The organism is Shewanella sp. 1311 (assembly GCF_059338235.1).
Map to the genome: position 1 here is coordinate 61,104 of NZ_CM181686.1, position 22,148 is coordinate 83,251.

18 protein-coding genes and 3 tRNA genes are annotated in these 22,148 nt (G+C 46.6%); 7 read left to right on the plus strand and 14 right to left on the minus strand.

Going from position 1 to position 22,148, the window contains the following annotated elements; translation table 11 throughout:
• Positions 1-178 precede the first annotated feature (178 nt).
• Both uspE and ttcA read left to right on the plus strand, forming a co-directional pair.
• On the plus strand, positions 179-1,111 hold the full coding sequence (uspE, locus tag AC5YB3_RS00375) for a universal stress protein UspE (protein WP_006081598.1): 933 nt from the start codon (positions 179-181) through the stop codon (positions 1,109-1,111).
• A 78-nt stretch (positions 1,112-1,189) separates the two neighbouring features.
• Positions 1,190-2,158, plus strand: coding sequence for a tRNA 2-thiocytidine(32) synthetase TtcA (gene ttcA / locus AC5YB3_RS00380; protein ID WP_259569764.1), 969 nt, complete (start codon positions 1,190-1,192; stop codon positions 2,156-2,158).
• A gap of 200 nt (positions 2,159-2,358) precedes the next feature.
• Here the strand turns inward: ttcA and AC5YB3_RS00385 are convergent, their stop codons facing one another.
• Positions 2,359-2,982 (minus strand): DUF2987 domain-containing protein, encoded by a 624-nt coding sequence (locus tag AC5YB3_RS00385; RefSeq protein ID WP_011839896.1) that lies wholly within the window; start codon positions 2,980-2,982, stop codon positions 2,359-2,361.
• Positions 2,975-3,787: a glucosaminidase domain-containing protein gene (locus AC5YB3_RS00390; RefSeq protein ID WP_494526293.1), complete on the minus strand. Its 813-nt coding sequence runs from the start codon at positions 3,785-3,787 to the stop codon at positions 2,975-2,977. Before AC5YB3_RS00390 ends, AC5YB3_RS00385 begins: the two co-directional genes overlap by 8 nt.
• Before the next feature lie 567 nt (positions 3,788-4,354).
• On the opposite strand from AC5YB3_RS00390, the gene AC5YB3_RS00395 reads away from it, so the two are divergent.
• The gene (locus AC5YB3_RS00395) at positions 4,355-5,293 is read left to right on the plus strand and encodes a YvcK family protein (protein ID WP_494526294.1); all 939 of its coding nucleotides are present in this window, start codon (positions 4,355-4,357) and stop codon (positions 5,291-5,293) included.
• A 118-nt stretch (positions 5,294-5,411) separates the two neighbouring features.
• On the opposite strand, the gene AC5YB3_RS00400 is transcribed toward AC5YB3_RS00395, so the two are convergent.
• The 5 genes from AC5YB3_RS00400 to AC5YB3_RS00420 all read right to left on the minus strand — a co-directional run bounded on the left by AC5YB3_RS00400 (position 5,412) and on the right by AC5YB3_RS00420 (position 9,148).
• Positions 5,412-6,605 (minus strand): amino acid aminotransferase, encoded by a 1,194-nt coding sequence (locus tag AC5YB3_RS00400; RefSeq protein WP_494526295.1) that lies wholly within the window; start codon positions 6,603-6,605, stop codon positions 5,412-5,414.
• Positions 6,606-7,021: 416 nt separating this feature from the next.
• A tRNA-Leu gene (locus tag AC5YB3_RS00405) sits at positions 7,022-7,108 on the minus strand.
• A gap of 49 nt (positions 7,109-7,157) precedes the next feature.
• Positions 7,158-7,231 (minus strand) — tRNA-Cys (locus AC5YB3_RS00410).
• 23 nt (positions 7,232-7,254) lie between these two features.
• A tRNA-Gly gene (locus tag AC5YB3_RS00415) sits at positions 7,255-7,330 on the minus strand.
• Between the two features lie 384 nt (positions 7,331-7,714).
• A complete protein-coding gene (locus AC5YB3_RS00420; protein WP_011839899.1) occupies positions 7,715-9,148 on the minus strand; it encodes a glyceraldehyde-3-phosphate dehydrogenase in 1,434 nt (477 codons plus the stop codon).
• 203 nt (positions 9,149-9,351) lie between these two features.
• Between AC5YB3_RS00420 and AC5YB3_RS00425 the strand changes: the two genes are divergently transcribed.
• Both AC5YB3_RS00425 and gap read left to right on the plus strand, forming a co-directional pair.
• On the plus strand, positions 9,352-10,251 hold the full coding sequence (locus tag AC5YB3_RS00425; RefSeq protein ID WP_107404480.1) for a DUF2989 domain-containing protein: 900 nt from the start codon (positions 9,352-9,354) through the stop codon (positions 10,249-10,251).
• A 201-nt stretch (positions 10,252-10,452) separates the two neighbouring features.
• Complete coding sequence (gene gap / locus AC5YB3_RS00430) at positions 10,453-11,463, plus strand: type I glyceraldehyde-3-phosphate dehydrogenase (RefSeq protein WP_006081590.1); 1,011 nt, start codon at positions 10,453-10,455, stop codon at positions 11,461-11,463.
• Positions 11,464-11,610: 147 nt separating this feature from the next.
• On the opposite strand, the gene nadA is transcribed toward gap, so the two are convergent.
• The 5 genes from nadA to astE all read right to left on the minus strand — a co-directional run bounded on the left by nadA (position 11,611) and on the right by astE (position 17,803).
• On the minus strand, positions 11,611-12,678 hold the full coding sequence (gene nadA, locus AC5YB3_RS00435; RefSeq protein WP_011839901.1) for a quinolinate synthase NadA: 1,068 nt from the start codon (positions 12,676-12,678) through the stop codon (positions 11,611-11,613).
• Positions 12,679-12,811: 133 nt separating this feature from the next.
• A complete protein-coding gene (locus AC5YB3_RS00440; RefSeq protein ID WP_432289555.1) occupies positions 12,812-14,437 on the minus strand; it encodes a dihydrolipoyllysine-residue acetyltransferase in 1,626 nt (541 codons plus the stop codon).
• 9 nt (positions 14,438-14,446) lie between these two features.
• Complete coding sequence (locus AC5YB3_RS00445) at positions 14,447-15,424, minus strand: alpha-ketoacid dehydrogenase subunit beta (RefSeq protein WP_006081587.1); 978 nt, start codon at positions 15,422-15,424, stop codon at positions 14,447-14,449.
• 3 nt (positions 15,425-15,427) lie between these two features.
• Positions 15,428-16,606, minus strand: a complete 1,179-nt coding sequence (locus tag AC5YB3_RS00450) for a thiamine pyrophosphate-dependent dehydrogenase E1 component subunit alpha (protein ID WP_107404477.1) — start codon at positions 16,604-16,606, stop codon at positions 15,428-15,430.
• Positions 16,607-16,768: 162 nt separating this feature from the next.
• Positions 16,769-17,803, minus strand: a complete 1,035-nt coding sequence (gene astE, locus AC5YB3_RS00455; RefSeq protein WP_012089196.1) for a succinylglutamate desuccinylase — start codon at positions 17,801-17,803, stop codon at positions 16,769-16,771.
• Between the two features lie 342 nt (positions 17,804-18,145).
• Here astE and msrA point away from each other — a divergent pair, with 342 nt between their 5' ends.
• Positions 18,146-18,625, plus strand: a complete 480-nt coding sequence (gene msrA / locus AC5YB3_RS00460; protein WP_311905870.1) for a peptide-methionine (S)-S-oxide reductase MsrA — start codon at positions 18,146-18,148, stop codon at positions 18,623-18,625.
• Positions 18,626-18,738: 113 nt separating this feature from the next.
• Here msrA and pgm read toward each other — a convergent pair whose 3' ends face one another.
• Together pgm and seqA are read right to left on the minus strand one after the other, a co-directional pair.
• Positions 18,739-20,391 carry a phosphoglucomutase (alpha-D-glucose-1,6-bisphosphate-dependent) gene (gene pgm, locus AC5YB3_RS00465; RefSeq protein ID WP_494526296.1) on the minus strand — a complete coding sequence of 551 codons (1,653 nt, stop codon included), beginning with the start codon at positions 20,389-20,391 and terminating at the stop codon, positions 18,739-18,741.
• An 82-nt stretch (positions 20,392-20,473) separates the two neighbouring features.
• Positions 20,474-21,016: a replication initiation negative regulator SeqA gene (gene seqA / locus AC5YB3_RS00470; protein ID WP_006087176.1), complete on the minus strand. Its 543-nt coding sequence runs from the start codon at positions 21,014-21,016 to the stop codon at positions 20,474-20,476.
• Between the two features lie 297 nt (positions 21,017-21,313).
• Here seqA and AC5YB3_RS00475 point away from each other — a divergent pair, with 297 nt between their 5' ends.
• A complete protein-coding gene (locus tag AC5YB3_RS00475; RefSeq protein ID WP_494526297.1) occupies positions 21,314-22,090 on the plus strand; it encodes an alpha/beta fold hydrolase in 777 nt (258 codons plus the stop codon).
• Positions 22,091-22,148: the final 58 nt, after the last annotated feature.

Here is a 22,148-nt window from a genome sequence, read left to right on the forward strand (position 1 = left end):
GTCATGAATGGCAAGAACAATTCAATTGAAAAACCGGGACTGGCTAGACATGTCATACAGATTAAGGCATGATTTTTAAGTGAGTTTTAATCAATTTCGAATGAGTTTGATCTAGAACAATACAGCTAACTGCCAAAGGCTCATGATGATATTGAGCCTATGACTAAAGGAACCTCCCATGAAGGATTATCAAAAAATACTGGTTGTGGTTGACCCTACCACAGAGAATCAAGTTGCCCTCGCACGAGCGGTGACCTTGGCCAGTAAATGCAACGCTCAAGTCACTGTGTTTCTTTCTATCTTCGACTTTTCCTATGAGATGACTTCGATTCTGTCGAATCAAGAGCGCGAAGCCATGCGCCAAGGCGTCATAGATCAACGTCTCGCTTGGATCCAAGACTTACTCGCCGCTTATACTCATCTGCAACTCAATATCGATACCCAAGTCATTTGGCATAACCGCCCCTTCGAAAGCATTATTAATCATGCGATTTCAGGGCAATACGATTTGATTGTTAAAGGCACCCATGCCCACGACAAACTTAAAGCGGTGATCTTCACCCCAACCGATTGGCATTTAATGCGTAAAGCCCCTGTGCCTGTGTTGATGGTGAAAGCCCATGACTGGCCAGCAGCGGGAAAAATCCTTTGCGCTGTGAATGTGGCAACCGAAGATACCGATCATCAAATGCTTAACGGTAAAATCATCGAGCATGCAAAAGATTTAGCGGATAAGTTCTCTGCCGAAGTGCATTTAGTCAATGGCTATCCCGGCACGCCGGTAAACTTAGCCATTGAATTACCAGACTTTGATGCCCAGTCCTACAACGAAACCATTCGCATGCAGCATGAGCAGCGCGTGAGTTACCTTGCTGGTGCTTATGATATCGATCCAAATCATTGCCATGTAAAAGAAGGTTTGCCTGAGGATGTGATCCCTGAGCTTGCTGAAAAACTTGATGCCGAATTAGTGATCTTAGGCACTGTCGGTCGCACCGGATTTTCAGCAGCACTGATTGGCAATACCGCAGAGCATGTTATTGATAGTATCAACTGCGATTTACTGGCCATCAAACCCGACGGCTACAAATCACCGTTAGAAGAAGCCTAAGCGATACGCGGCACTTTACCCCGCCAAAGATAGCTGGAATAATACGCGCCCTGAAACTGAGTTACTGGGCGCTTTTTTATGCTTGAAGCTATATCTGAAGTTACGGCAAATCCTATGTCTGAAGAATTATCAAAAAAACACACTACCCGTCTGAATAAATTACAGAAACGTCTGCGTCGTGAAGTGGGTAGCGCAATCGCCGATTACAATATGATTGAAGATGGCGATAAGATCATGTGCTGCCTCAGTGGCGGTAAAGACAGCTATGCGATGCTCGATATTTTGATGAATCTGCAGCAACGCGCGCCCATTCAGTTTGAAATCATTGCGGTTAATTTAGATCAAAAGCAACCCGGCTTTCCAGAGCACGTGCTGCCCGCTTATTTAGATAAGCTCAATGTGCCTTATCACATCCTCGAGAAAGACACTTACTCGATAGTGAAAGATAAAATCCCTGAAGGTAAAACTACCTGCTCCCTGTGCTCTCGCCTGCGTCGCGGCACGCTCTATGGCTTTGCCCAGCGCATCGGCGCCACTAAAATCGCCCTAGGCCACCACAGGGATGACATTATCGAGACCTTGTTCTTGAACATGTTCTTTGGCGGTAAGATGAAAGCTATGCCGCCAAAGCTACTGTCGGATGATGGCGCTAATGTGGTCATTCGCCCTCTGGCCTATTGCCGTGAAAAAGATCTCGAAGAATATGCCAACTTAAAAGAATTCCCGATCATCCCCTGTAACTTGTGTGGCTCGCAGGAAAACTTAAAGCGCGCCGCAGTCAAAGACATGCTGAATCAGTGGGATAGACAATACCCAGGTCGTATTGAAACGATTTTCACCGCAATGCAAAACACCGCACCATCACAGGGTGTTGACCGTGAGCAGTTCGACTTTGTGTCTCTAACGCGTGACCCTAACGCGCCTATGCGTGGTGATGTTGCCGAAGCCAATCTACCCGCATTCGATTTCCTGGATATCGCCAACAGCGGCCGTATCGATTTGGATGCGGCAAAACGCATTGATATCGTTAACACTTATGAAGTCTAACTCAGGCTGAATTTAGCGCCCTAGTCAGTAAAACAAGTTAACCCAACGAAGGTATGCAAGATAAATTAGCTAAACAAAAATGCCCACATTAAGTGGGCATTTTTATGGCTACAAAATAAGTTAAGACTGCCGACACTATCTTTGAGCCCGTGCTTCTGAATCGATTATTTCAAGATGTCAATTCAACGAGGCAAAGAGGGTCACTTCACCCAAGGACTCAACACTAATGGCTGAGCACTGAAGCTTAGCGTAGTGATGTTTTCAAGCTCATTCGCAGCTAATTTATAACTGCCCTTAACGGCTTGTTCACGGCCATTAAGGTGTACATACACTTCTTGCTCGGGTTGGAATTCAAAGTTAAGGCCGGCAATGGACTCCCTAAAATAACGCATCGGGAAGCCTTGCATGGCGCCAAGCAGCGTGTCCATTTCGGTCACAATTTGCTGTAAACGCGCTTTATCGTACTCGGCTAATGTCTGCTTAGCTCTGACTTGCATCGCGATAGCGCATCCCTCAGCACTGCCAGCAAAATTGAGATTAACCAAGGCACGCTGATCTTTTAAATCATCATCTAAGGGAATAAATAACCGCTGAGCATCGGTATACGTCAGTGGCGTTGAGGTTTTTTCACTGGAAATAGAACCGCTTTGGATCAAGCAGTTCTTTTGCATTGGAACACTAAAAGCCACTTCTACGAGTTGATAACCGCCCTTGTTGACTTGTTTTAACCTATCATAAAAACCTTTATATTCAAGGGATACAGTTTCAGCAGCGGCGCTAGTTGCCAGTAAACAGAGGCCACTAAACAACAGTTTTTTATACATCGACATTCACCAAATATTTTTCATTATGACGTAACATATCAAGCAGCTCATCAATATAAGCTTCTTGTCTTTCAGAATAATTCACGAGTCCGTAAATCAATTGATCCGCAGTCGGCTCTAGCTCCTGTGAGCGTAAATCGGCGCGGATAGAACGAAATAGCGCATAGGCTGTATTGGAATTTAAATTGCGCATGTAGGACGAAACGGACTCGTCGACCGATGAAAACACTTTCACCTCATGGCTCTTACCTGATCCCCGTGAAGATGGCACTATGCCGCAGCCAGCAGTAAAACACCATTCACCAAAAAAGTTAAAGCCTTCATGAGCAAAACGTGAGCTGCCCCAACCGGATTCATTCGCTGCTTGGATAAGCACCATAGATTCAGGCACAATATCGACGCGCTTTAGTAAGCTTGCTAAGGATTTAGCATCGACGTTTCGCGCCGCATATTGGTATTTGTCGAATAGCGTATTGAGCTGCCCGAGTTGGGTCTCAGATAAACTCTTGCCATTCTCAACCAAAGCGAGCATTTCACTGACAAACTCGCGTTCCATCGAGATGATGGCATTCTGCTGCTGCACAATCGGCCGCAGAAAATCAAAAAAGGCTTTCTTCTTTTCGGTGATATCGTTGATCGCAGAGAAGTCAGGAACTTGCGTAACAGGATCGACAGCGTCAACGAGTTGGGTCGCAATGGTAGATGAATCATTCGTGTTTGGAATGATCCAAACGCGTAATGCAAAAATCGCCACTATGACCATGGCTAATGCCAATGTAAACGAACCGATTCTACCCGTTTTCAATAGTTCACCTTAAGTGTGACGCCCGTATTGGGCAAATAAAGGGCGGATTATAAGCTAATTGTCAGATTTAACGAAATTTGCCCACCAACTCAGGTACAATATTGCGCCTGAGGCGCCACTCTTGAGCCCTATGTTGAGCCCTATGTCTGCCATACATGCGTGCTTGCCGTATGACTGTCGATAATGGGTGCAAGCTTTCGACTGAGCTTTTATACTAAGGTTCCTTAACGCAGTGACATTGCACAGCAGCACTTACGTCATCCTGTTTTATAAGTAACCTGAGCTCGGGATAAGCAGAGCCGCTGAATAGGCATCTTTTCGGACCTCTCTGCGTTGCTCTGTCTAATCATAGCTCGCTATGGCGTACGACAGAGCGCCTTGATATGCGCAAAAAATCTGCGCATTCAGTCAGAAAATAGATTTTTCTTTTAAAACTAATCATTTATAGCATTGACTTAGTTTGTTAAATTTAGATTTTTCGACACTCGTTATCCCGAGTTCAGGTTAAGTAAATCAGTGATGCCAGTAACATTCATATTTTCGGGTATTCAGGAAGGAAGAACCCAGATGCAGCATTTGATGTTAAATCAATTTGAACGTGTCGTCGCCATTGGCGGAGGCCATGGTTTAGGCCGAGTATTATCTTCACTCGATTTTTTAGGCAGCCGTTTAACGGGGATTGTCGCGACCACAGATAATGGTGGCTCGACCGGTAGACTCAGAGCCGAGCAGGACTGTATTGCTTGGGGCGATCTACGTAACTGCCTATCCCATCTGGCCAATCGCCCTTCCGTTGGCTCACAACTATTCGAATACCGTTTCCAGGGTGAAACTGAGCTTAGCGGCCATAATCTGGGTAATCTCATTTTACTGGCGCTTGATGAACTGTGCGTTCGTCCATTAGAAGCGGTTAATCTCATCCGTAACTTACTCAAGATTGAAACCCAGCTGATCCCTATGTCTGAGCAACCCACGCACTTAGTGGCTCTGCAAGCTTGTGGCAGTAAAGTCTTTGGCGAGATCAATGTTGACAGCATGGATGAAGCACCTATCGCGCTCTGCCTTGAGCCACAGGTCGATGCCACCTTTGAAGCCTGTGAGGCCGTTCGGCACGCAGATTTAGTTATCCTAGGCCCTGGCAGCTTCTTAACCAGTATCATGCCGCCGCTGCTGTTACCTAAGTTCGCCAAAAGCCTCGCCGCAACTAAAGCGCAGGTGATCTTTATCGATAACCTGGCCGAAGAAGCCTCACCCGCAGGTCGATTTAGCATTGAGCAACGTATCGCTTGGTGTCATCAAGTGATTGGTAAGCCCATCATTCACAAAGTGCTGCGTCATGGCGAACAAACGCGTTTAGGGCCACTGATCAACTATTTTCCGTTGAAGAATCGCCATAACCCGAACTTGCATGATCAAGCGAACTTATTAGATGCATTAAGCGCCATATTGCGGATCAAATCTGAGCTCACGCTGCAATCGCACCAACCTCTCGCGCTTAGCTGCTAATCACTGTATAGCCCGCACGTGCTGACACAATAAAAACATAAAGGACAGCAAATGCTGTCCTTTATGTTTGAAGGCTAAAGAGAAATTCCTTTAGCCACATTCTATAACCTAATAAGCCTTACAAGACTTGGGCGATGGCTTTACAGATCACTGGCATATTGGTCTTAGTCATGCCTGCTACGCTAATGCGTCCTGAACCAACGATATAAACCCCAAACTCGTCTTTCAAGCGCGCCACTTGGGCTTTGTTCAAACCAGAGAAACTGAACATACCATTTTGGCGAGAAATAAAGCTAAAGTCCTGAGTCACGCCTTCAGCTTTTAAGCTGTCAACGAACAGGGTACGCATTTCGGCGATACGCTCACGCATCTCTTTGACTTCCTGCACCCACATGGCTTTCAGGGCTGCGTCATTTAAGATAGTGCTGACAATCAGTGCGCCATGTGCTGGCGGGTTAGAATAGTTTGCACGTATGGTACGTTTCACTTGGCTAAAGGCACGCAAAGCAGCATCAACATCCTCAGCCACCACAGTTACGGCGCCGATACGTTCGTTGTACAAACCAAAGTTTTTAGAGAAAGAGTTAGCAACCAGCAGCTCAGGCACTTTTGATGCCACTAAACGCAGACCTGCGGCATCTTCTTCAATTCCAGCACCAAAACCTTGGTATGCAAAGTCAAACAATGGCACAAGTTTCTTATCGGCACACAATTGGGCTATGAGTTCCCATTGCGCCAAGGTTAAATCGATACCGGTTGGGTTATGGCAGCAACCGTGTAGCAGCACGACATCGCCCGTATTCGCGTGAGACAAGTCCGTCATCATGGTATCAAAATCGATATCATGGGCTTCTGCTTTGTAATAACCGTACTCTTTAACGGTTAAACCCGCGGTTTCAAAAATATTCTGATGGTTAGCCCACGTTGGATTGCTCACCCAAATAGTGTGCGAATCGGTATTACGCAGTAAAAACTCAGCAGCAATACGCAGTGCACCTGTACCACCTGGTGCTTGCGCTGTGGCAGCACGGCCAGAAGTGATTAACTCACTGCACTCACCGAATAACAATGTTTGCACAACATGGTTATACGCTTGCACGCCTTCAATGCCTAAGTAGTTTTTGGTCTTCTCTTGCTCAAGTAAAATAGCCTCGGCTTTTTTCACTGAAGCCAGCACTGGGGTTTGTCCAGCCTCATCCTTATAAATACCGACACCCAAATTGACTTTATCCTGACGGGGATCAGCCTTAAAGGTATCGGTTAAACCAAGAATCGGATCAGCGGGTGCGAGTAATACCTGAGAGAAAATCATGACTACGTATCCTAATATGCGCGTGTAGGGGAAATTTCGGCTTATTTATACCACTGTCTTTAAGGGGGTAATAGCTACTTAAGCACCTTCTTAGGGAAATTCTTACGTTATTGTAGATTTACCAAAAAAAAGCGTCTTTTGTTATGTAATTATAAGCAGAAATATGAAATTACTTATATAAAGTTATTTATAACATCTAGATCACAAAAACCTGCTGTTTTATATTGTAGAAAAGAATCGCGCGCTGATGTCGCAATACTGAATGCCGGAAATGTGAGCTGAACCCATGGCTAATCCTAACCGGACCTAGCCTAAGAATGATCAGATATGACACGAGGTGAAGCATTATTAAATTCGGCTTTGAGAACCGATAAAAGCAAAAAATCCCTGACATAAGTCAGGGATTTTCTGTTTTTTGGTACCCGAGGCCAGACTTGAACTGGCACGCTGTTACCAGCGAGGGATTTTAAATCCCTTGTGTCTACCGATTCCACCACTCGGGCAAACTCTTTATATTAACGACGGGAATCGTGTCATTAATATCTTAATCTATGGAGGCGCGACCCGGAGTCGAACCGAGATCGACGGATTTGCAATCCGCAGCATAGCCATTCTGCCATCGCGCCCAAACTGCCAAATTTATTAAATTTGGAGCGACATATCGGGTTCGAACCGATGACCTATACCTTGGCAAGGTATCGCTCTACCAACTGAGCTAATGTCGCCTAACATTGCGCTTAATCATTAGAAGCCATGCTAGGCATGCTTTCCCCTGACTGCGGATTGGCATTCTACCGATTTAGACCTCAGAGTCAATCAACAATTTTTAAAAAATGATCTAAGCCGCATCGTTTGCCCAATAAAGCGCCACAAGTCCGCGAAGTTGATGTTTCCTTCATCAATTTAGGCTTTTTTGCCGATACTGACTCCGATGCGGCAGATGATTAAGTGAGGCAGAAAAGCTGTGGTTGAATGTGAGCATTGAGTCGAACCCAATTAAATTGCATAAGTATAGAAAAACAAAAGCGCCCTACTGGGCGCTTTATGTGAAGATTATGCGCAGTTTTCAAGAATCCGCATAACTTACGCTAGTGATTTACGCAGCTAACTTATGCTGGTAGAGATAGCGTCGTTAAACCTAACATAGTTTGCATTACGCCAACTACTTGGCAGCTGTAACCAAACTCGTTGTCATACCATACATAAAGAATGGCACGCTTGCCTTCTGCGATAGTCGCTTGTGAATCAATCACGCCCGCGTAGCGAGAACCCACTAAATCGCTCGATACAATCTCAGTAGAGTCGGTGTAATCGATTTGATTTTGTAGTGGTGATTGCAGCGCCGTATCTTTCAGGTACTCGTTCAGCTCATCTTTACTAGTTTCAGCATTCAAGTTCATGCTGATGATGGCCATAGAAACGTTCGGCGTTGGCACACGAATCGCGTTACCGGTTAACTTGCCCGCTAACACTGGCAGTGCTTTAGCAACGGCTTTCGCGGCGCCTGTTTCAGTGATCACCATGTTTAATGGTGCACTGCGGCCACGGCGGTCAGCGGTGTGATAGTTATCAATCAAGTTTTGATCGTTGGTATAAGAGTGAATCGTCTCAACGTGACCATTCTCAATACCATATTTATCATTCACGGCTTTCAGTACCGGCGTAATGGCGTTGGTCGTACAGCTTGCCGCAGAAACGATAATGTCTTCTGGGGTAATGTCGCCTTCATTCACACCGTAAACGATGTTCTTGATCGCGCCTTTTGCAGGAGCCGTCAACAACACTTTGCTCGCGCCTGGGCTCTTAAGGTGTAAACCAAGACCCGCTTCATCTTTCCAAATACCTGTGTTATCAACAACGAGTGCATCGCTGATATCGTATTTAGTGTAATCCACTTCATCAGGCGAGTTCGCGTAAATCACTTGGATATAGGTACCGTTGGCGATGATGGCATTGTTCTCTTCGTCAACTTCTACAGAGCCATTGAAAGGACCATGGACTGAGTCACGGCGCAATAAACTGGCACGTTTCTCTAAATCACCTTTCTTACCGCCACGTAGTACGATAGCGCGCAATCTTAACTTATTGCTGCGACCTGTGCGTTCAATCAACAGGCGTGCTAATAAGCGGCCGATACGGCCAAAACCATACAGCACGACATCACGCGGTGCGACATCATCAGCATGGTCGATGGCATCGGCCAACTCTTTTGCCATATAGTTTTCAATTTCGCTGACATCGGTGTGATCGCGCCAGTAATTGACTGCAAGCTTACCAATATCCACTTTACATTGTTTAACTGCGAGTTTGCTCAAAGCTTGAACGAAGGGGAAACTCTCGCGTAAACGTAATTTTTCACCGACATGACGACGAACTAAACGGTGCGCTTTAATGATTTCAATCGTAGAAGCATTGAGTAACGGCTTGCCGTAGACCACGACTTCAACGCCTTGGTTACGGTACAACTTGCCTAACAAAGGCTGCATTGCCTCTGCCATTTCAAAACGTTCTTGCCAACTTTGTAGGTGTTTATCAGCGCTCATTTACAGATCCTTTATCTCACTTTTCAATAAAATGTACTGAAAGGTTTGAGTAACATGACGAAAAGACCAATAATCTAATGCGGGTTTTAGGGAAAACCCTGTTTTGGTCGGCGCCATTGTAATGAAAGTCGCGCTTTGTTGCCAGTAAGATATTTTCTGTAAATCTGTAATTTTATTAGAAAAAATATCGTTTGGAGAGTGTTTTGAGACAAAATCTAGTAATAATTACATCATTTACCTTAGGGATGAGCCTTTTTGGTCTTTTCGGTTGTGATAATGACCGAAATATCTCAGCAATTTGTAAAAATAATCCTGAAATTTGTGCCGATTTGCATAAGGATGGCTGGTGTTTGGCCGAAAAAACCAAACTTATCCAGAACCGCTACGAATTAAAAGACAACGAAAACCCCACAGGCAAACAACTCTACCTGCAATTGACCTATCTTGAGGATTACAGCCGCTGCATTGAACTCGCCTCTGGCGTGCAGCATATCATCCACACCAATCGCACCGCTGATAGAGCCAGAGCCTTTAGATTAAGCACCCAGAATTTAAGCTTGCTACAAGATCAAACCCGCGAGCGACAAGATCCTTTCATGTCCTATTACCAATGGACGCGCTTTGGCGATACCGCGGCGCTAAATCGATTGTTAGAACATGAAAACGCCGGCGAAGTGACTGACTCTTTCTTACTTGCCCAAGTCGCCACCTATTACAGCAATCGAAATGCCATTAAAGCGCAACAACTCTATCTTAAAGTCTTTGAAGACATCCAATACGATGATTTCGACGTTAACTGGTTACTTGGGCTTGCATCAGCCTATCGCCAGCAACAGGTATTCGATAAAGCCTATATGCTGACGAAGGCAAATTTACTACTTACGCAGCAGAAGTATTCAGAGGAAAAAATGCTAGCCTTGCTCGGTGGCAATAAAACGCTGGCGACTGAACTCGATTTAAAAGCCCAAGCCCTTATCGATGCGCTAAAAAACGGGACTTATTCTCAGAGTCCAGTAAGACAATGGCTTGATCCTCAAGCGGTTGACCAAGCGCCAACGACAACCGAGGCTGTGCCGCCTGCGCCTGTCGAAAAAACCGACTAAGCAATCGATGGCAAAATGTTTGCCATCTTGTAATTTTTTACCCAATTAACGCGTAAAAAATGGTGATTTCGCGACCGATGTAAAAAAAATACCTAATTTGTTAATCAAGACAGCGGTAAAATGCCGATTTAACTTGACGATAGCTGTCAGTTTGGTAATTTTACTACCAGTTGAATTTTATAATCACCAGAGGGATATGAGATGACTATCCGTGTAGCAATAAATGGCTATGGCCGTATCGGTAGAAACGTATTACGCGCCTTGTACGAAAGCGAAAAAGCTTATCCAATCAAGATTGTCGCTATTAATGATTTAGGCGACGCTTCAATCAACGCTCACCTGACAAAATACGATTCTGTTCACGGTCGTTTCAATGCCAAAGTTGATCATGATGCCGAAGCTATTTATGTGAATGGCGATAAGATCCTCACTTTCCAAGAACGTGATCCTGCAAAACTGCCATGGGCTGAGTTGCAAGTTGACGTGGTTTTCGAATGTACCGGTATCTTCACTTCTAAAGAAACCGTTCAACCGCATTTAACTGCTGGCGCGAAGAAAGTGATTATTTCAGCTCCAGGTAAAAACGTCGATGCCACTGTTGTTTACGGTGTGAACAACAACGTGCTGACGTCAGACATGACAGTGATTTCAAATGCTTCTTGTACCACTAACTGTTTAGCGCCTTTTGCTAAGCCGTTAAATGACGAGATTGGTATTGAATCAGGCCTGATGACAACCATTCACGCTTATACCAACGATCAACGTTTATCTGACGTGTACCACACAGATTTACGTCGTGCCCGTGCTGCAGCACTGTCAATGATCCCAACTAAAACTGGCGCAGCTGCTGCTGTAGGTTTGGTTGTACCTGAATTACAAGGTAAATTCGACGGTTTAGCGGTTCGTGTACCTACAGTTAACGTATCACTGGTGGATTTATCTTTCATCGCTGCCCGTGATACGACTGTTGAAGAAGTGAATGCCATTATCGAACGTGCTGCTAGCGTTGCGCCATTGAGCGAAGTGTTAGCGGTAAATAAAGAGCCATTGGTGTCTATCGACTTTAACCACAATGCGTTCTCTTCAAACTTTGACGCCACCCAAACCCGTGTAAACGGCCGTTTAGTAAAAGTGATGTCTTGGTATGATAACGAGTGGGGATTCAGTAACCGTATGTTAGATAACGCGGTTGCACTGATGAACGCAAAGTAATCTAGTCACTAGATCTCGCGTTACTCAATCAAGCCTCGCATTTGCGGGGCTTTTTATTGCCTTAAATTCCAGCCATAAAAAATCCCCACTCTATGGCGGGGATTTTTATGACACTGGAGAACAGCTAAAGAAGGGACTTAGCCATGTTTAGGCATTACCCTTCACTTTCATATTCAGTGTCTTAGCAAAATCCAACATGCGCGTCAGCGGGATCAGCGCTTTAACTCTTAAGTCTTCATCCACAAAAATCTCATGGGTGGTTTTATCGCTGTCGGCGAGTGATGCTTCAATCGCCTGTAGACCGTTCATCGCCATCCAAGGACAGTGAGCGCAACTCTTACAAGTTGCGCCATTTCCGCCTGTTGGCGCTTCGATTAAGATTTTACCTGGCGCCGCCTGCTGCATTTTATAGAAAATGCCGCGATCGGTTGCCACGATAAAACGCTCATTTGGCATAGTCTGCGCCGCTTTGATCAGCTGACTGGTCGAGCCAACGGCATCGGCCATCGCCACCACACTGGCTGGTGACTCAGGATGCACAAGGATAGCTGCATCTGGATAAACGCTTTTCATATCGCGCAGCGCGTTCGATTTAAACTCGTCGTGAACGATACAATCGCCCTGCCACATCAACATTTCGGCGCCCGTCTGTTTAGCAATATAACTGCCTAAATGACGGTCTGGTCCCCAAATGATCTTTTTACCTTCGCTGTCTAAGTGCTCAACGATTTCGAGGGCAATACTGGAGGTCACCACCCAGTCGGCGCGCGCTTTAACGGCAGCCGAGGTATTGGCGTAAACCACCACAGTATGATCTGGGTGCGCGTCGCAGAAAGCACTGAACTTATCGATTGGACAACCTAAGTCCAATGAACAAGTGGCTTCTAAGGTCGGCATTAAAATGGTTTTTTCTGGGCTTAAAATCTTGGCGGTTTCGCCCATAAACTTGACCCCAGCAACGATTAAGGTTTTTGCTGGGTGATCGCGGCCAAAGCGCGCCATTTCTAATGAGTCTGAAACGCAGCCGCCGGTTTCTTCGGCAAGGGCTTGGATTTCAGGATCGGTATAATAGTGGGCAACCAGAACGGCATCTTTTTCAATGAGCAGTTGTTTGATACGCGCCTTGTAATCGGCTTTTTGCGCATCGGACAAAGGAACTGGCTTAGGCGGAAACGGGTAATCAATGGTTTCTATGCTGGGGGCAAACTGACTCATAACACATCCATCAGGATAACTACGTCCGGGAATTATACGTAATCGGGATCAAAAGATTAACCCATTTGTGCAAAGCAAATAAAAAAGGACGCTCTAAAGCGTCCTTTTACTGTCAAATCTGCGTGCCAGCGGCTTAACGCATGGCCAATAACATCTCTTGCGGCTGCTCCAGATATTGTTTCCACAGATTACAGAAGCGAGCAATGGTACCGCCATCGATCACTCTGTGGTCGCCAGACCAGCTCACTTGCATGATTCGGCGGGCTTCGACTTCCCCTTTTGCGTTAAAACGCGGCAAGGTTTGCAACTTACCTAAGGCCACAATCGCCACCTCAGGTTTGTTGATAATAGGCGTTGCCACTGTGCCACCTAAGGCGCCAATGTTAGAGATTGAAATCGTGCCGTCTTTCAGATCCGCTGGCGCCACGCGGCCACTGCGGGCTGCTTGGGTCAGGCGGGTGATTTCTGCCGCCACTTCTAAAATGCTCTTGTCCTGCACATCTTTGATGTTTGGCACCAAGAGGCCGACTTTAGAATCCACCGCCATGCCGATATTGTGGCGCGCCTTGTAAGTCAGCTCAGTGCAATCAGCATTCACTTGGCTATTCATCACAGGGAACTGACTTAACGCGAGCGACATCGACTTCATGAAGAAAGGCATCATAGTCAGCTTCACTTCATCGGACGAATACTTCACTTTCATGCTTTCACGCAGTGCAACTAAGTCTGTTAAATCAAACTCTTCGCAATAGGTAAAGTGCGGAATGCTCGACACCGACTCAACCATCATGCGTGCCATCACAGCTTTTACGCCGCGAATCGGCTCAACCGTGTCAGCGCGTTGAGTCACTGTCGATGTTGGAACTTGGGTTTGAGATGCTTGCGTCGCTTGAGCTGGCGCCTCTTTTACCTGAGTCGTACTTGGAGCAGAAACATTGCTCGTGCCTTGTTGGAAACGAGTGATGTCTTCCTTGTACACACGGCCGTGCTTTCCTGTGCCAGGTACTTGGCTCAAATCGATATCTAACGACCGCGCCATGCGACGAACCGCAGGGCTGGCTAAGGATTTACCTTGGCGAGCAGGTTCTGCACTTACAGCCTGCGTTGCCGGTGCCGCATTGGCCACAGTATCAGTGTTTGTTGTCGCCGCAGGTGCAGAAGCCGCCTGTTCAACTTCAATGGCAAATAAAGGCGCATGCACTTTTGCCAGCTGACCTTTACGATAATGCAGTTTGGCAATTTTACCCGCTTTAATGGCAGGAATTTGCACCAGCGCTTTATCTGTCATCACGTCCGCAATCGGTTGATCTTCCTCAACCCAATCACCTTCGCTCACTAGCCATTCGACGAGTTCACATTCAACAATGCCTTCGCCGATATCCGGTAGTAAGAATTCTTCAATACTGACGGATGAACTGGATGACGTATTGGCAGTTGTTGCCGCCACAGGCTCAGTTACTTTTGCAGTCGTCGCAGCAGGTTCAGTCGCAATAGACTCTTCACTCGCGATTTCAACGGCACCTTCAATTTGTACGGCATAAAGCGGCGCATGCACTTTCGCAATATCGCCTTTGGCGTAATACAATTTAGTGACTACGCCCGCAAAAGGCGCAGGGATTTGCACTAGGGCTTTGTCTGTCATGACATCGGCAATCGGCTGATCTTCAACGACTGTGTCGCCTTCTTTGACCAACCATTCAACCAATTCACACTCCACTACACCTTCGCCAATATCCGGCAAAATAAAATCTTTAATCATACCGGACTCCTAGAAGGTCACTGATGCTTTGATGGCTTCAAACGTTTTGAACGCATCAGGCATGTATTCTTTTTCATGAATGAGTGGGTACGGGGTATCTAAACCACAAACGCGGCTGATGGGCGACTCTAGATACAAGAAGCATTCTTGCTGGATTGTCGCGGCAATTTCACCGGCAAAACCACCGGTTAATGGCGCTTCATGGTTAACCAGCAAACGTCCGGTCTTTTTGACTGAATCGGCAACGGTATCGATATCCCAGGGTGACAAGGTGCGTAAATCAATAATTTCGCAGGAGATCCCTTCTTTAGCGGCCATATCGGCGGCTTTTTCAAGGATTTCCATTTGCGCGCCCCACGCCACTAAGGTGATGTCTTTACCTTCGCGAACCACTTCAGCCTTGCCCAGTTCAATTTCATAATCGCCCGCTGGCACTTCGCCAACCGATGCGCGATATAAACGCTTAGGCTCAAAGAAGATCACTGGGTTTTTGTCACGAATTGACGCCAACAGCAGGCCTTTGGCTTGCTCTGGGTTACGTGGCACCACCACTTTTAATCCCGGTGTCTGGGTAAAATAAGCTTCGGGTGATTGAGAGTGATAATGGCCGCCAGCGATGCCGCCGCCATAGGGCGTACGGAACACTAACCCACCGACATCGAATTCATTGCCGCTGCGGTAACGGAACTTGGCCGACTCGTTGACGATTTGATCGAACGCCGGAAAGATATAATCGGCGAATTGGATTTCAGCCACAGCAGTCATGCCATTTGAGGCTAAACCATTGGCAAAACCGGCAATACCTTGCTCTGTCAGCGGGGTATTAAAGCAGCGATCGCGACCGAATTTTTCTTGAAGACCGGAAGTGGCGCGAAATACCCCGCCAAAGTGACCCACATCTTCACCAAAAACCACCATGCGCTCATCGGCTTGCATGGCGATCGACAAGGCCTCATTGACGGCCTGTAACATATTCATTTCAGCCACGGCTTATAGTCTCCCTGCACTTTTTGGATAGGCTTGCGGATATTTCTTGATATGTTCTTTAAGATCGGCGAGTTGCTTTCTCAGCACTGGCGTCGGCTTGTCGTACACATCTTCAATAATTTCATCCAGCATAGGCACAGGAATTTTTTCAGCCACTTTTACCGCAGCCAATACTTCTTCACGATATTTCTCATGCAGTTTCACGTCATCCGCTTCAGCTAACCAACCTTTGTTGATAAGCCATAATTTGAAGCGTTTAACCGGATCGTGTTGCTGCCACTTGGCTTCTTCATCTTTCGAGCGATAACCTGATGGATCGTCTGATGATGAATGCGCGCCGAGACGGTAAGTCATGGCTTCAATCAGCACAGGCGCATTATGCTCAATCGCATAGGCACGGGCTTGCTGCGTTGCCGCTAACACGGCCAACATGTCATTGCCGTCAACACGAATGGTGTGCATGCCATAACCCACGCCGCGGCTCGCAATGCCGTTACCGGCAAACTGCTCTTCAGTTGGGGTTGAAATGGCGTAGCCATTGTTACGACAGAAGAAAATCACTGGACACTTCAATACTGCGGCCATGTTTAGACCTGCATGGAAGTCCCCTTCAGATGCTGCACCTTCGCCAAAATAGCAAACTGCGACTTTGCGCTTACCTTGCATTTTTAAGCTGTAGCCCACACCTGTCGCCTGCGGGATTTGTGTCGCAAGGGGTGAAGAAATCGTTTGATAATGCAATGCCGCACTGCCGTAATGGATTGGCATTTGGCGACCTTTACCAAGATCTTTCTCGTTACTGAACATCTGATTCATAAACTGTTCAGTGGTAAAGCCGCGATAACGCAACGCCGCATGCTCACGGTATTGCGCGAGGATAACGTCCTCTTGATCGAGTGCGGCCACACTGCCGACAATCGCCGCTTCTTCACCCGTACAGGTCATGTAGAAGCTGATGCGCCCTTGACGCTGGGCACCTAACATACGTTCATCGAGTACCCGAGTGAATACGCAGGTATCGTAAATTTTAGTGGCTAAGGTTTCATCTATCACAGGCAAAACCGCGGTTTCATAAGTGGTGCCGTCGGCTTGTAGAATTCGAAGGATAGGAATGTGTAGCGATGCCTTATCCAAGAAGCCGACACGGTGCACTGTATCAGTGTTGAGTGTTGCTTTGCTCATATTGTGCTCTTGTTATCTCATTACGCACCAAAGCGTTTTGATGCGTCTGTTTATACGAATATGCCCGACGAACATTACGTTAACGTAAACTACCTATCAACCATTGGCATAGCTCAAACCACAAGTTATCCCTGCCTCGCATGTATATATTGCTTTACAAGCCTAACGCACGTCCGCATTCACCGCAGGGATCAGGCAAATCACAGTGCGATTGCCAATAGGCACTTTGGCATTAGGAAACACGACAGACTCAAACTCATGTTCCACTTTAATTTCTTGCCCACCTTCCCGCGCTAAGACAAAGCCCTTCGGGAAAGATCTGAAGTTTTCGACATCGGTTGCGAAGGTAAATTCAAAATCATCGAAATGTTTATTGATGACGCGGCACACTTGGTACAAGTTAACCTTATCGGCATCAAATGCATCCAACTCCAACGGCTTAGCGGTGATCAAGCGCATAAACATTTCATGGGTCGCGATAAAACGCGTCATGTCGTTCTGCCCCATGGGATAGACTTTGCCAAGCTCAATGGTAAAGGCATCGGCGCCGTAGCGTTCGGAGGAAAAATAGCTAAAGGTCGTGGTCGGTTCGTGGTGAAAAAGTACTGTATCGACGCCGCTAGCGGCTAGAAACATAATTTGCTCGCCGCTAAAGGCACGCCCTGGACGATAGGGATAGATAGCGAACTTTTCATGCTTCGAGGCGCGCATCGCCGTGTGCAGATCATAATGAATGCGCTGACGACCATCGGCAACCGCGGTATAAAAACGGTCGATATAGGCTTCGAGTTTTTTGGCGCGCACTCGCTCAGGATTGACTAATCCCGGAGGATTGGAATGCTCACCACTAAAGAGACGATTCATGTTCTCATCGATAATCCGCGTGCCGTTATTAATCGCTAATGGATTACCAATTAGGAATAAAGTGCGCTGTTTCGCGATGATCTTTTGCTGTAAAAGCTGCTTAATTAAGCCATTGCAGAGTTCAATGGGCGCAGTCTCGTTACCGTGAACACCACAAGAAAGGACGACATCTTTTCCTTCATTCTGAGCGGGCTCAAAAACGATAACGCCGGTATCCCACACTTCAACTTGGGTATGGTCGCCTAAGCTAAATGAAAACTCGCCATCGAACTGTTCAGGATGGGCTAAGGTGAGCGCTAAAAAATCCTTTGAATCTAACAGAGCTTGTAACACAGAATTCTCCTTATAATGGTGTGTAACAGTAACGGCGCAATAGCATCAGTGCAGATAGCCATAACCACTCAAGCATTCATCTCATCGCGGTTAGGCTGACTCGCACCTTAAAAAGCGGCTTCAATACTAACACATGTTTTTAATGCTGTTCTCAGACATTTATCGCCATAGGACCCAGTTTTGAACGGAATAAGATCAACGCGGCGCTTTGCTATGCCGAGTGTAAATTTCCCATCATCTTATCGAAAAATCGTCCAGCATAAATATTCCTGCTAGAGGCTTGCTTTTGCGCGAGAGTTTTATCACAATCCTTAGCCATCTAGACTTCTATTGGATTTGATTATGGCGTTAGCAACCTTTGGTGCCGGCTGTTTCTGGGGCGTAGAGTATTTTTTTAGACAAGTGAATGGCGTTTCGAATGCCACCTGCGGTTACATGGGCGGCAATAATAGCGCGACCACCTATGAAGAAGTCAAAAAAGGCAAAACGGGCCACGCCGAAGTGGTACAAGTGGAGTTTGACTCTGCCCTGGTCAGTTATGAAGACTTGCTCGAGGTATTTTGGAAAAACCACAATCCAACCAGCCTGAACATGCAAGGTGGAGATATAGGCACTCAATATCGCAGCACGATTTTCTTCCATGACAGTGAACAAAAAGCCGCAGCAGAAGCCTCAAAATTAGCTTTTGCCCGATCAGGTCGTTGGGGATTACGCCATATCGTGACTGAAATAGTGCCATTGCAACAGTTCCATGTGGCAGAGGAATACCACCAAAATTACATTGATAAGAATAACTTACCGAGTTGTCATATTGAGTACTAAATACAGTCAAATCAGCATGAGTTTAATACTCATAACTGACATTAGACACAAACAAAAACGCACTCAGATCTGAGTGCGTTTGTTTTTTTATACTTTATAAACCTACTGCTGCATTAAGCGTTCAGCGCCTTATCAATTAATGCCTGCGCATCTTTGATAATTTCAGCTAAATGCTGCTCACTGATAAAACTCTCGCCGTAGATTTTAAATAACGCTTCCGTGCCCGATGGACGCGCCGCAAACCAACCATTCGCCGTAGTCACTTTAATGCCACCAATGGCCGCATTATTGCCCGGTGCATGGGTTAACACGTTTTCGATTGCCTCACCCGCAAGCACTGTGGCATTTAAGGTTTCAGCATTTAATAACGCAAATTTGGCCTTGTTTTCAAGACTGATTGGGCTATCGATACGCTTGTAAAAGCTTTGGCCAAATTGTTTTACTAGCTCTTGATGGCGTTGACCTGGAGTTTTACCTGTCACCGCAAGAATTTCTGCGGCAAGTAACCCAAGAATAAAGCCGTCTTTATCTGTACACCACGTAGTGCCATCACGGCGCAAAAACGCCGCGCCAGCGCTCTCTTCACCGCCAAAGGCGATGGTGGCTTCGGCTAAACCATCAACAAACCACTTAAAACCCACAGGCACTTCGAGTAACTTTTTGCCATGGAAAGCACAGATTTTATCGATAAGCGCACTCGATACTAAGGTTTTACCTATGGCTAAGCTATCGCTCCAATCCGGTCTGTGCGTCAGTAAATAATCGATAGCGACCGCAAGGTAGTGATTAGGGTCCATCAAGCCTGTACCAGGGCAGACAATGCCGTGGCGGTCATAGTCAGGATCATTGCTAAGGCATAAATCAAAGGATTCTTTATGGGCGAGTAACCCTGCCATCGCATAGGGAGACGAGCAATCCATGCGGATTTTGCCGTCTTTATCCAGCGGCATAAAGCTAAAGCTTGGGTCAACTTTATCATTAACTAAGGTGATATCGAGCCCATAACGCGCGGCAATCGGTGCCCAGTAGAAAATCCCTGAACCACCGAGCGGGTCTACACCGATACGCAGCTTAGCATTGGCAATCGCTTGCATATCGATAACATTCTCTAAATCAGCTACATAGGGTGTGATCAAATCAATGGCGTTGACATAGCCTGAGGCCAGCGCTTCGGCATACGCTAATTTTTGCACGCCAGCTAACGCTTGGCGCAAGTAATCATTGGCCCGCGACTCAATCCAAGCCGTGATATTACCTTCGGCAGGTCCGCCATGGGGTGGATTGTATTTGATCCCGCCATCTTGAGGCGGATTGTGAGAAGGCGTGATAATCAAACCATCGGACAGTGCCGCACCAGTGATATTCGCTTCGCGATTGGCGCAAATCACCCCATGGGACACCACTGGTGTTGGCGTGAAACCATCATTCTGCTGGATGTGCACTGTGACTTTATTTGCCGCCAGCACTTCAATTGCCGATAAATAAGCGGCGTAGGATAACGCATGGGTATCAATCCCGAGGATCAACGGCCCATTGATATTTACCGATTGGCGATAATCCACCACAGCTTGGGTAATCGCCCAAATGTGTTGTTGGTTAAAACTGCCATTGAAGGCGCAGCCTCTGTGCCCAGAAGTGCCAAAGGTGACGCGTTGTTGTACGTCATCCATATTTGGCGTGATGCTGTAATAATGGCTCATCAGTTTTGGAATATTGACCAGATCCGTCTGATTAGCGATTTGTCCTGCCCTTTGATGTATTGCCACCTATGGCTCTCCTGCACTCAATTACAATTAAAAACAATGATTAAACTTAGCTCAATAGCTGATGAAACGGCTCACCCGCGGATTAAACGCGCTCGGCGATGCCAGCTGCAACCGTTGCATCACAGCCAAATTGCACTAAGACTTCGGATAAAATGGTGCGTTTCTTGGCGGTATTGTTGTTGCTTGTCACCCAGAAACCACTGGTACCGATTTCTTTAGGATTCGCCGATGCGCTCGCTTCCAGTAATTGCTCTTTCGAACGGGCAAAATACAAACGATCGCGCCCTTGGATCTGCAGAATTTGCGAGAACTGCTCAGGGGCTAATTGATACAGACTTTCGAGCAAAAAGAGGAAACGCCCTACCGCGCCTTTTTGTTGCGATAACAGATGTTCATCGACTAAGCGGCTGAAGTCATTCACAGCAGGTGCAGCTTGCACCGCCACAGCTTGAATCGGCTCAGCCTCTAAACTTGGTTGGCTTATCGCCAAAGGCTGAGGTGGTTCGACCGCATCGACGGACAGGCCGAGTAATCGACGAAGAATGTCAGAGGCGCTCTCACCAATACGTTCTGTTTTGCTGGCAATATGACGATAGAGCTCTTCATCAACTTCGATATATTTCATAACCTTAATTATCCTTTGTTATTCGACAGGCTTAACCGAAAAAAGTGTACCACAGCGATCGGGGCAGATCATTGCGATCGGTTACCAGTGTATCCATGTCTATCAATCTGATAAAGCGCCATTATTCTAAAAATGCGTGAAATAGCACTGCAAACTAGCAGATAATCGACAATTGCCGAAAAAGCGCCCAAGTTCATCGCCGCATACACGCCAAAGTAGCAACTGACTTGTCAAGCCAACGGCATTAAGGGCACAATTCGCGCCACGTTAAGCTAAACATATCCAACAGGAATCACCATGAACTTTGTTTCTACAGGCCAAGGACCCGCAGTACTCTTGATCCACGGCTTGTTCGGCAACCTAGATAACCTCAAAGGCCTAGGGCAAGTATTAGAAAGCCAGTATCAGGTTATTCGTGTCGATGTGCCCAATCATGGTTTAAGTGAGCATTGGGATGAGATGGATTACCCTCGCCTCGCCACGGCCATGGTTTCATTACTCGACGAACTGGCTATTGAACGCGCCCATATTGTGGGTCACTCCATGGGCGGTAAAATCGCCATGGCGACAGCGTTAGCTCATCCAGAACGCATTATCAGCATGGTGGCAGCAGATATAGCCCCCGTCGCCTATGAGCCTAGACATGACTTAGTGTTTGCCGCATTAGAAAGTCTGCCCTTAGAAGGTCATACCGACAGACGCTTTGCTCTAAACCACTTAATAGACAAAGGTATCGACGAAGCCACGGCGCAGTTTTTACTCAAAAATCTGCAACGTACCGATACGGGTTTTCGTTGGAAGCTGAACTTAATTGGGCTAAAAGCTTGTTATCCCAACATTATTGGTTGGCACAATCAAGCGCCCAATTCAGTACAAAGCTATAATGGCCCGAGTCTATTCATTCGCGGCGGTGACTCAAATTATGTTACTGGAGAGCACAGAAGCGCTATCATGGCGCAATTCCCTGCGGCGCAGGCGAAAACCCTCGAAGGCTGTGGTCATTGGTTACATGCACAGAAACCCGCCATCTTTAACCGGATTGTGTCTGAATTTATTGACAAACAAGCAATGTAAATCAGCAGCAAACTCGACCTAAAGCATATGGCAGCCGCCATCTTGATGTGATATATTC